This is a genomic window from Xylanibacter caecicola (genome assembly GCF_013166515.1).
Taxonomy (GTDB): Bacteria; Bacteroidota; Bacteroidia; order Bacteroidales; family Bacteroidaceae; genus Prevotella; species Prevotella caecicola.
On record NZ_JABKKJ010000001.1, the window covers coordinates 146784 to 158384 of the forward strand.

7 protein-coding genes are annotated in these 11601 nt (G+C 47.6%); all 7 read left to right on the top strand.

Annotated features, from left to right (window positions below; translation table 11 throughout):
* Nucleotides 1–24 precede the first annotated feature (24 nt).
* The 7 genes from ung (at nt 25) to HPS54_RS00635 (ending at nt 11372) form a co-directional block, all read left to right on the top strand.
* On the top strand, nt 25–687 hold the full coding sequence (gene ung, locus HPS54_RS00605) for a uracil-DNA glycosylase (RefSeq protein ID WP_172343558.1): 663 nt from the start codon (nt 25–27) through the stop codon (nt 685–687).
* 30 nt (nt 688–717) lie between these two features.
* Entirely contained in the window at nt 718–1314 is a 597-nt protein-coding gene (locus HPS54_RS00610; RefSeq protein WP_172343559.1) for a DUF3109 family protein, read from the top strand.
* Between the two features lie 588 nt (nt 1315–1902).
* The gene (locus tag HPS54_RS00615; RefSeq protein ID WP_172343560.1) at nt 1903–5250 is read left to right on the top strand and encodes a SusC/RagA family TonB-linked outer membrane protein; all 3348 of its coding nucleotides are present in this window, start codon (nt 1903–1905) and stop codon (nt 5248–5250) included.
* Between the two features lie 28 nt (nt 5251–5278).
* Complete coding sequence (locus HPS54_RS00620) at nt 5279–7030, top strand: RagB/SusD family nutrient uptake outer membrane protein (RefSeq protein WP_172343561.1); 1752 nt, start codon at nt 5279–5281, stop codon at nt 7028–7030.
* Between the two features lie 19 nt (nt 7031–7049).
* Complete coding sequence (locus HPS54_RS00625; RefSeq protein ID WP_172343562.1) at nt 7050–8303, top strand: substrate import-associated zinc metallohydrolase lipoprotein; 1254 nt, start codon at nt 7050–7052, stop codon at nt 8301–8303.
* Between the two features lie 22 nt (nt 8304–8325).
* Nucleotides 8326–9684 carry a DUF4302 domain-containing protein gene (locus HPS54_RS00630; protein ID WP_172343563.1) on the top strand — a complete coding sequence of 453 codons (1359 nt, stop codon included), beginning with the start codon at nt 8326–8328 and terminating at the stop codon, nt 9682–9684.
* 11 nt (nt 9685–9695) lie between these two features.
* Nucleotides 9696–11372, top strand: coding sequence for a hypothetical protein (locus HPS54_RS00635; RefSeq protein WP_172343450.1), 1677 nt, complete (start codon nt 9696–9698; stop codon nt 11370–11372).
* Nucleotides 11373–11601 lie beyond the last annotated feature (229 nt).

Consider the following 11601-nt stretch of genomic DNA (forward strand, 5'->3'; position numbering starts at 1 on the left):
CGTTTCATATAAACACTTCAGACCATGAATGTCAGGATTGAGCCGTCGTGGCACACGCAGCTTGCCGCAGAGTTTGACAAGCCCTACTTTGCAGCCCTTACGGCTTTTGTACGCTCGGAATATACCGCCGGCACGTGTTACCCTCCCGGGAAACTTATCTTCAATGCCTTCAACCTGTGCCCGTTCGACAAGGTAAAGGCGGTGATTATCGGTCAGGACCCTTATCATGAGCCGGGACAGGCACACGGACTTTGCTTCTCGGTGAATGACGGAGTAAGGTTCCCGCCGTCGCTCGTAAATATCTTCAGCGAGATAAGCAGCGACCTCGGAAAGCCCGTGCCGCAGAGCGGAAGCCTTGTGAGATGGGCAGAGCAGGGCGTGCTGCTGCTCAACGCCACGCTCACCGTGAGGGCACATCAGGCGGGCAGTCACCAGCGCCGCGGCTGGGAGGAGTTTACCGATGCGGCTATACGTGCCCTCTCTGCAGGGCGCGAGCACATCGTGTTCATACTCTGGGGCAGCTATGCACAGAGCAAGGCGCAACTCATCGATGCCTCCAAGCATCTCATACTTAGGTCCGTACATCCGTCGCCGCTGTCGGCGCACAGGGGATTTTTCGGAAACAGACACTTCTCAAAGTGCAACAAATACTTGCAGGACAACGGCATAGAACCTATAGATTGGTAGACGGAATGCAAATTATCATTGTTTCAAGACATGACAGATAAAAACAAATATCTTCCCATAATACAGATAGGCAACGTACTCGTGTCGCCCGAACTGTTTACCGAGCGTTTCTGCTGCGACCTCGACGTTTGCAAGGGAGCATGCTGCATAGAGGGCGATGCAGGTGCGCCGGTGACGCCCGACGAGATTGCCGGAATTGAGGATGCTCTCGACACGGTGTGGAACGAGCTGTCTGCCGGGGCGCAGGCGGTGATAGACAGGCAGGGCGTGGCATACACCGACGAGGAGGGCGACCTTGTCACGAGCATCGTGAACGGCAAGGACTGCGTCTTCACATGTTACGAAAACGGCTGTTGCCTCTGTGCCCTCGAACGTGCATGGCGCAACGGCAGGACCTCGTTCTGCAAGCCCATGAGCTGCTCGCTATACCCTATACGCGAAAAAACGTTCAGGGACGGTACCGTGGGACTGAACTACAACCGGTGGAAAATATGCGAGTGTGCACGCCGGAAGGGTGCCGAACTGGACCTTCCGGTGTACAAGTTCCTGCGCCAGCCGCTCATCCGCCGCTTCGGCGAGGAGTGGTATCGGGAGCTTGAAAAGGCGGCGGAAGAGCTGTTGGGATGATATTATATATAACGTTAGTTCGACAAATTTATCTTTCTTGTCATATTACAAACCACCCCTGGAGTGTGTGTCAAAACTCAACTCTTCCAACCTGTAGGGACATATTCTTGTATTTGTCCGCCAAACAGCCATTGAATATCAGGATGTTACGAACGGACAAATACAAGAATATGTCCCTACTTGGCGCTGCATGAGAAATTTTGACACACCCTCCAGGGTGGTTTGTGATATTCATCGAACTCACGTTATTTTATAAAAGAACTTCTGCGGGTTTTATAATACGTTCCTTTTACACCTTATTATATATAGCATATAATAGAATAAATATTCTTTCACACTCCGAAAAATCTATTTTTATACATCTTATATGCAGTATGACGTTTCCCGCCAAGTGATAAAAATGAAAGAAATAAAGCCTTTAAACTTTCATAATGTACGTTACATACCCTTTTTAATTGCGATGTTTGTTAAAATATTAGGTTAAATAAACGTTTTTTGTATGTTTATTTTGGTTTTGATAAAAAATGTCCTTAATTTTGCAATTTGTAACAAAAGTATAATTTATTTATTTAATTAGAGAGAGATTTTATGAAGAAAAGACTTACTATGATCGCGTCCATGCTCGTTCTGTTCGTAGGGCTTGCCATGGCGCAGACTGAGATTTCAGGTGTCATAGTGTCCCAGGACGACGGCGAGCCCGTGATCGGCGCGTCCGTCATGCTCAAGGGTACGAAGACAGGCGTGGTGTCCGACGTCGACGGCCATTTCCGCCTCAATGCCCCGAAGGCGGGCTCCTACATCACGGTGAGCTACGTGGGCATGGAGACGGTGACGCTGAAGGGTGCCGCAAACATGAGGATAACGCTTAAGAACGACTCTCACGTCATCGACGAGGTCGTGGTCACCGGTATGCAGAAGATGGACAAGCGACTGTTCACCGGTGCGACGACGAAGATTGATGCAGAGAAAGCCAAGCTCGACGGAGTTGCCGACGTGAGTCGTGCTCTCGAAGGTCGTGTGTCGGGTGTAAGCGTGCAGAACGTGTCGGGAACATTCGGTACGGCGCCGAAGATACGTGTGCGCGGTGCCACATCTATATACGGTAACTCAAAACCATTGTGGGTTATTGACGGCGTTATACAGGAAGACGCTGTCGATGTCAGTGCCGACGACTTGTCGTCAGGTGACGCCGTGACGCTTATTTCAAATGCAATTTCCGGCTTGAGCGCCGACGATATAGAGAGTTTCCAAGTCCTCAAGGACGGTTCGGCGACGTCTATCTACGGTGCGCGAGCCATGGCTGGCGTGGTTGTAATCACCACCAAGCGAGGCAAGGCGGGACGCAGTTCGGTAAACTATACCGGTGAGTTCACCTATCGTCTGAAGCCTTCGTACAACGACTATAACGTCAGCAACTCGCAGGAGCAGATGGGTATATACAAGGAAATGGCTGCAAAGGGATGGCTTGAGTTCTCTGCTCTTGCCAACGGAAGCTCATCGGGTCTGTACGGAAAGATGTACTCTCTCATGGCTCAGTATGACAAGACGAACGGTCAGTTCGGACTGCCCAACACCACGGCAGCGATGAACGCATACCTTCAGGAGGCGGAGTTCCGCAACACAGACTGGTTCGACCTGCTTTTCAACGACAACATCGTGCAGAACCACTCGGTAAGCATCTCTACCGGTTCGGACAAGGCAAGCCTCTATGCCTCTATCTCGGCAATGAACGACCCGGGGTGGTCTGAGCAGAGCAAGGTGGAGCGTTATACGGCAAACATGAACGCATCGTATAACCTCTCAAAGCACGTTACGGCGATGATTCTTACCAACGGTTCTTACCGCAAGCAGAGAGCGCCGGGAACTTTGAGCCAGTCTACCAACACGGTTGACGGTTCGGTGAGCCGCTCTTTCGACATCAACCCCTACAGCTATGCGATGAACACGTCGCGTACGCTCGACCCTGATGAGACATACACGCGCAATTATGCCCCGTTCAACATCTTCCGCGAGCTTGAGAACAACTATATCGGCTTGTCGGTGATGGACATGAAGTTCCAGGGCGAGCTGGCATGGAAGCCGTTCATGGGTCTTGAGGTGCGCCTGCTCGGTGCATACCGTACGCAGAAGAGCACGAACGAGCACTTTATAAAGAACTCGTCGAACATGGCTGAGGCTTACCGCGCCGGTGTTGACAACCCCAACGTGATGAACAGCAACCCGTATCTGTACAAGGATCCGGACAAACCAAACTCCCTGCCGATGAGTGTGATGCCGACTGGTGGTATATATACAAGAAACGACTATACCGTTTCGCAGCTCGACTTCCGTGGCACCGTACAATATAATAAGGTGTGGAACGATACGCATATCTTCAACGCCTTCGGCGGTATGGAGGTCAACAAGACCGACAAGGAGGTTGTTTTCGCATCGGTTTATGGTCGTGACTATGACAACAACGATGTCATAAACATTGTTCCCGAGTTCTATAAGATGGCGAAGGAGCAGGGTACCGAGCTTAACAGCTTCAGCAAGTCGTTCTACCGCAACATTGCTTATTTTGCCAACCTGTCGTACTCTTACAAGGGACGTTACTCCGTTAACGCCACCGGACGCTATGAGGGAACGAACAAACTGGGCAAGAGCCGCAACGCGCGCTGGCTGCCGACATGGAACGTGTCGGGACTGTGGAACGCCCACGAAGAGGAGTTCTTCAAGAAGTGGATGGAGAAGACAAACAGCGTTGTATCGCACCTTGCAGCACGTATATCATACTCGCTGACAGCCGATCGCGGTCCGTCGTGGGTTACAAATGCGCGCCCCGTGTTCTACAGCCAGAACGTATGGCGCCCGCAGGGAAGCCAGGTGGAGCAGATGATATATCTGTCGGACATTGCCAACACCGAGCTTACATACGAGAAGAAGCACGAGCTGAACCTCGGCTTTGACGCAGGTTTCCTGAAGAACCGCATCAATCTCAACTTCGACATATACTGGCGCAACAACTACGACCTTATCGGTATTACCCAGACACAGGGTGGCGGAGGTGCGCTGACGAAATATGCCAACGTGGCAACGATGAAGTCTAACGGTGTGGAGCTTACGCTCTCTACGCGCAACATACAGACGAAGGACTTCAACTGGACATCCGACCTTACGTTTGCATACGCCAAGAACGAGATTACCGACCTCAATTCCCACTCAAACGTGATAAGCCTTGTGTCGGGAACAAGTGCCAGCTCGGCAGGTCACTTCCGTCAGGGATATCCGGTGTCGGCGTTGTTCTCAATACCTTTCGTAGGTCTCAACGATGAGGGTCTGCCGCTTATCATTAATGAGGACGGCGAGGTTACGACATCTGACATCAACTTCCAGGAGTACGAAAAGATTGACTTCCTGAAGTATGAAGGTCCTACGGAGCCTACAATCACCGGCGGTCTGAACAACATGTTTACGTACAAGAACTGGCGTCTGAACGTGTTCATCACTTACGCCTTCGGCAACAAGGTGCGTCTCGACCCCGTTTTCGCATCGGCTTATTCGGACATGTCGGCTATGCCGAAGGAGTTCAAGAACCGCTTCGTGATATCAGGACACGAGAACTATACGAACATCCCGGCTATTGCCAGCGTGCGCCAGTATAAGAACGACCCGTATCTTTCTTACGCATACAACGCGTACAACTATTCTACAGCGCGTGTTGCCGACGGCGGCTTCATCCGTCTGAAGGACGTGTCGCTTACATACGACATATCTCATACATTCCTGCAGAAGCTCGGACTCACCACGGCATCGCTCAAGCTCGACGCCACAAACCTGTTCCTGCTTTATGCTGACGACAAGCTGAACGGACAGGATCCGGAGTTTGTCAACGCCGGAGGTGTTGCCACGCCGCTGCCCAAGCAGTTTACGTTTACATTGCGTCTGGGACTTTAACATAACTAACCATATTATAAAAGAAGATATGAAATCATATAAATATATAGCTTTGTCGCTGTTCTTGGCTGCATTTGCCCTTTCGTCATGTTCTGACTTCCTTGACACGGAGCCTGACCAGCGTGTCGACATAGACACCGAAGACAAGGTAACCAAGTTGCTTGTGAGTGCATATCCTACGGCAAACTATGCACTTCTTACAGAGTTTTCTTCTGATAACATTATAGACAACAATGCCCCTCATCAGGAAGCCGGTCCTGATAAAAAGGGCGGCACGTTCTATTATAACCGTCCGAGCTACTCGCGTATAGACGATGAGATATTTGCATTTGAGCCTGCCAAGTCGGGAAACCAGCAAGATTCTCCATCGTATGTATGGGGCGGTTTTTACGAATCGATAGCCACTGCAAATCTTACATTGCAGGCTATTGACGAGATTGTGGCAAAGAACGGTGGCGTAATGTCCGACAAACTGAAGTCGGCGCGTGCCGAAGCACTTCTCATACGTGCCTACAGTCACTTCATACTTGTAAACGTTTTCTCTCAGGCATACAAAGATGCTGAGGCGAGCAAGTATGATATCGGCGTGCCGTATGTAACAAAACCGGAGGACAAGGTGCATGTTACATACGACCGCGGTAACGTTGCCGATGTGTATGAAAAGATACAGGCAGACCTTGAAGAGGGACTTAAGGACATTAATGACAACAACTATGAGATGCCCAAATACCACTTCAATGTGAATGCCGCACATGCCTTTGCAGCGCGCTTCTACCTTTACAAGCGCGAATATGACAAGGTTATAGAGCATGCCAATGCCGTGCTTGGCACCGACCCGTCGATATTGCCCGACAAACTTATGAAGCTCTCTGTTTTCGAGTCGTGCGTAACATCAACAGACTATGTGAACAAGTGGATTGATCCGGAAGATAATAACAATCTTATGCTGATATCTACAATGTCGACATTCCAGCGCCATTTGCGCGGTTATCGTTACGCATGGAACGGCAAGGCGCTTGACGAGACTGTCTATCATACGGCAATGGGCTCGGGCTACACATGGTGGCTATGGTATGTCAATCCGTATTGCTACGCGTCGGGCTTCCTGTTCTATTCAGGCAACTCCGACTACGGATATTTCCCGATGAAAGTGGGCGAGTCGTTTGAGTATACCGACAAGGTTGCCGGAATTGGCTACGCACACATTATACGCCGCGAGTTTACCGCAACATCACTGTTGCTCGACCGTGCTGAAGCCAAGCTCCTGTCCAAGACCAACCGTGACATAGACGGCGCAATAGCAGATATCATTGCGTATGACAACAGCCGCCAGTCGTTTGCAGCTGCCGACAAGGCTACGTATACGGCAAACAACACTCTTAATCCGCTTACCCGCGACATTATAGAGAAGCATTATAAAGATGTGAAGAACCCCAACTGTTTTGCCGACTGGAACTTCACACAGAACATGAGCGGCAGCTTTGTTGTTCCTCAGGATGTGGTGATATATATGAATGCAGTCAACGACCTGCGCCGTTTTGAGACAGTGATGGAGGGTACACGCTTCTTTGATTTGAAGCGCTACGGCATTGAATACTCTCACTTTATAGGTCCGAACAACGAGGAAAACAAACTTGTATGGAATGATCCACGCCGTGCCATAGAGGTTCCGCAAGAAGCCCTTTCTGCAGGATTGGAATCTTCATATACCAAGTTGGAGAAGCAACCGGACAACTCCGAACTGAAAATGAGTACGGAGAAGAAGGTCTATAGTAACTAAAAAATAAACAAGAAGATATATGAGATCTATAGTAAAAATATTAGCAGGGGTGCTTATCACCGTGAATGCAGTTGCATTCACGGCATGCACCGATGATGATTTTACGGCATCTATATTCGATACTACCGAGTATTCGCTTGACAAGGCTTCGTATACATTCCCGCTGGATACGTTCCTGAAGAAGAACTTCCTCGAGCCGTACAACCTCAAGTACATATACAAGATGGAAGACATCGGTTCCGACCTTGACAAGAACCTTGTGCCCATCAACTATGAGAATGCCACCGTCTTGGCTGTTCTTTCAAAGTATCTGTGGTTCGATGTATATAAGAAGATTACCGGAGAAGAATTTCTCAAGCAGTATAGTCCGCGCATAATACATCTTGTTGGCTCTCACAGCTTCAACCCGACATCGGGCACTGAGACACTTGGTGTTGCCGAGGGTGGCGTGAAGGTTACGCTGATACGCGGCAACTTCCTTGACGTAAACAACATAGAGTACATGAACGAGTACTTCTTCGGCACCATGCACCATGAGTTCTCGCACATCCTCCAGCAGAATGTGATAACACCGACAGCTTTCGATGCCATATCCAAGTCGCTTTACAACCCTATCGACTGGAACAATACTGCCGACTCGCTTGCAGTGACAAAGGGCTTCATTTCTCCCTATGCTTCGTCTCAGTCGCGCGAGGACTGGGTGGAAATCATTGCAAAGTATGTGACGATGGACATGAAAAGCTGGGATGCCACGCTTGAGTCTGCGCATTACGACTGGGAAGAACTGGACTATAACGCAAAGGCTTTTGACGCGGCAATAGCGCGCGGGGCTGACCGTGATACACTGGGCTACTACATCATACGTACCGTTGGAGGAAGCCCTGAAGTTGGTTCAAGGGAGAATGGAGAGATTGCCACATGGAAGATACAGCGCAAGCTGATACAGCGCAATGCAGACGGTTCTGCCGTGCTCGATGAAAACCAGAAGCCGATATTCCGCTTTGAGGATGGCGTGGACGGACGTGCCATCATATTGCAGAAGCTGGAAATGGCGCGTAAGTGGCTTAAAGAGAACTTCAATGTAGACCTTGAAGAACTGCGTATGGAGGTGCAGCGCCGCCAGTTCCTTACTGATGCGGACGGAAATTTTGTGTTCGATGCAAAGGGGAACTACGTGAACCGTTTTACCTCACCTTCAGAAAGCGATCCTACGCGCATGTTCATTGACGAGCTGCTCGATGAGGTCAACCAGTATAAAGCATTACAGCAATAACATCTAAAAGACTATATCAAGAATGAAAAAGATATTTTATTTCTCACTGCTTGTCGCTTCCGCGCTGACATTTTCCTCATGTACACACGAGGAAGACGATATTTTTGACAAGTCGGCTGCCGAAATCCTCAATGAGGTGAGTGAGCTTTATTCAGAACGTCTGGCTTCTTCGGAGGGCGGATGGGCTATAGAATACTATCCCACAATCATTGAAGACTTCGATCCAACTGTAGACAACCAATATCAGGTGCAGGGCTATCTGCTGCTTGCCGACTTCAATAAAGACGGATCGGTGAATATGGGAATGAAGAACATCGTGTCAGGAAACAGGTTCATAAGTGACCGTTCGGCATGGGATGTGATAACCGACCTCGGTCCGGTGCTCTCGTTCAGTACTTACAACAACTGCATACACCCGTTTGCCCAGCCTGAAGAGAGCGGCGTGCTCGATACGGACAAGGGTAAGGGGCTTGAGGGTGACTATGAGTTCATGATGCTCGATGTGCCCGAAAATCCTGAATATATAATGTTGAAAGGCAAGAAGCGCGGAACATACGTGCGTATGTCGCGCCTCGATGCCGACACCGATTTTGCTTCATATTACAGCAATCTTGATGCCCTCAACGGCAAGTATTTCAACCCGTCGGCACCAAACAACCTTGTAATGACACTCGGCGAGACGGCTATGAACGTAAAGGATGCCGGCACGGGTCTTATCACCACATGGCCTGTAGGCGGCGACGAAGTTGCCGATGCCGTAATCCGTCCGTTCCTGACGTTTGTCCACAACGGCGAGTTCCGCCTGCGTTTCCGTGACGCAATAGAGCTTGAAGACGGCTCAACAGCACAGGAGTTTGCATATAATGAGGAAGATGATGTGTTCCACGGCTTGGAAAATAATGACTTCACAATTGCCGGACCGGATGCCAATGCCTTTGTTTATTCATATATCACAGATAAGCACAAGATACAGTGGGACAGGCAGAGCGAAAGTGCGGGACAGATGAAAGACGTTTATGAAAATGTATATCAAGGTTTCAGAAAGCTTAACTATACTCTTTCAAATGTACAGATTTTGAATGATGTAAACAACGGACTGGTGTGCAGGGTTAGTTATCGTACAAACCGTGGTACATCTGCCACGCTTAATTATAAGTTCTCTATGGAACTGTCAGACGGAGCTGTAACCTTTAAATATATAGAGCCTGTAGGAACATCAGGCAATGTGCTGAATACAATACCGAGTCTGTTGGACATGTTGAATGCGCTTTCCAGCAGTTTCACTGCATCGAAATCAGAGACAGGCTTTGATTTGACAAAAACAAAACTTACTTCTTCGGCAAATCCAAATGATTGGTTTGTTGTTACATTAATTAATTGAAATTTATAGTTATGAAAAAGAATTTACTATTGACTGGTGCCTTATTTGCAATAGGTATGGCAGCGTTCGCACAGGAAGCAACTGTAAGCGAGCCACTGGTAAAGATGAACAAGGCTGCAATGACAAGTTCGAAGGCTTATACGGAAGTTACAGACTTGAAGCCTTTCACACTGGGGAAATCAAATGTAATATCACGTGCTGTGGCAGACGGAACGTACTACACACGTCCTGCAGGTACATTCTTTAGGGCATGGAACGAAGAGGGACGTGGTTCATATACAATATATTTGTATATGCCAGCATTCAAAGAATGTACATTTATGAATAAATCTGCCAATCCAACAGAATCTAAATGGTATCTTATAAATACTAATGGGAAATATGACTATACAGAATATGCGGATGCTTCTGGTAATTGGGGGTTTGAAGTAGATGGTCAGCATGTATGGCCTGTTCCGACTTTGGAGAACGGTGAGACGCAATTTGTCTTAGGAGAAAATAATATGTATAACGATAAAGGTGCAGGTTATACACGTATGCAAGGTACAGGTACAGTTTCTCCTATGTCATATTTTAATGATCATGATTTCGACGAAAATCAATTGGGCTGGGGAGTATTGAGTACACATTATTTGTTTGGAAGCGGAACTTTTACACAGGGTGATGTTACCTATACAAGCGTTGGAGCTGCTCAGAATTATGAAAAGCCAGCTTCACCTCTCTATGTTGAGAATGCATTTATAGAAGTTTTCTCTTTTGAAGAAACAACTCCAATACCTGCAGGAACGACAATAACCATGGCTATAGTTGGCACGGAAACAGAAAAAACAATAGCAACACTTACTGCAAAGGCAGAAGATATGGTTGGATATGGATCCTATACAAATACAACCTATGGTCAAATATATTCAGGTAGTCTTGTTTTCTCTAATAAAGTTAAGGATCCTATTCTGGGTGTAGATATAGCAGAACCTTTTGTTATAGACGAACCTTTCACTGTGATGATAACAGGTATGGAACAGGCCGGTGTAAACTTTGGATTAGGAGGAGTTGTCAATAAAGAAGAGAGTGGTATGCTTGAACAAGCAGGTGTACTCCTTCTCAACCCGACAACAGGCAAAATAGCATCTTTGAAATATACTAGCCCATTGGCTATAAATGTTGTTTTCAATGGTCTGTTTGACGGAATCCATATTTGGACAGACCTTACAGCCAGTGGTACAAACTATTCTAATGGCAATGTACTGAAAATTTCTGACGATGGAACAACATGTGCTCAGACCAACGGTACAAATCTTTCTGGTGTTATAATCGAAACTGCGACACCGTGGAAAGATGCAGACGGTAATGAATATTACTATTTTGAAAATCTTCCCGAATGGATTACTGCAGTGAATGTTGATGATTCTTATTATGCTGAAAATGGTTATTACGTTGTCAGCTTCACAGCTGAGCCTCTCAACGGCAAGGACGGAGAAGCTGCGGTGCTTTATCTCAAAGGACGTGGAATAACAGCAGAAACGCCTATCTACGTTACACAGGGCAACGGAACAACAGATATATCTGATGCTATCGTTACAAAGGATGAAGTTAAGGACAACAAGGTTTACAACCTGAACGGTCAGAGAGTTTCTGAAAATACACAGGGTATTCTTATAAAGAATGGCAAGAAGATTATCAATAAATAATTGATATTACGGAATAAACATTGATGAGGATGTGCCGGATATATAACGGCACACCCTCATTTTTATCTTATGCTGATAAATCGTATACTATAAAATAACGTGATTTCGACAAATTGTATCAACTCTGTAGGTTATTAATAAACATCCTCTTACGTTCGGGTGGATTTGCAATCCGCCCGCATGTGCAGGTTGAACGCGATAAAAAATATAGCGCATTGAAGGCATTTGA

Coding starts and splice junctions, on each gene's coding strand:
- ung (WP_172343558.1), top strand. CDS start 25: ATGAATGTCAGGATTGAGCCGTCGTGGCACACGCAGCTTGCCGCAGAG.
- HPS54_RS00610 (WP_172343559.1), top strand. CDS start 718: ATGACAGATAAAAACAAATATCTTCCCATAATACAGATAGGCAACGTA.
- HPS54_RS00615 (WP_172343560.1), top strand. CDS start 1,903: ATGAAGAAAAGACTTACTATGATCGCGTCCATGCTCGTTCTGTTCGTA.
- HPS54_RS00620 (WP_172343561.1), top strand. CDS start 5,279: ATGAAATCATATAAATATATAGCTTTGTCGCTGTTCTTGGCTGCATTT.
- HPS54_RS00625 (WP_172343562.1), top strand. CDS start 7,050: ATGAGATCTATAGTAAAAATATTAGCAGGGGTGCTTATCACCGTGAAT.
- HPS54_RS00630 (WP_172343563.1), top strand. CDS start 8,326: ATGAAAAAGATATTTTATTTCTCACTGCTTGTCGCTTCCGCGCTGACA.
- HPS54_RS00635 (WP_172343450.1), top strand. CDS start 9,696: ATGAAAAAGAATTTACTATTGACTGGTGCCTTATTTGCAATAGGTATG.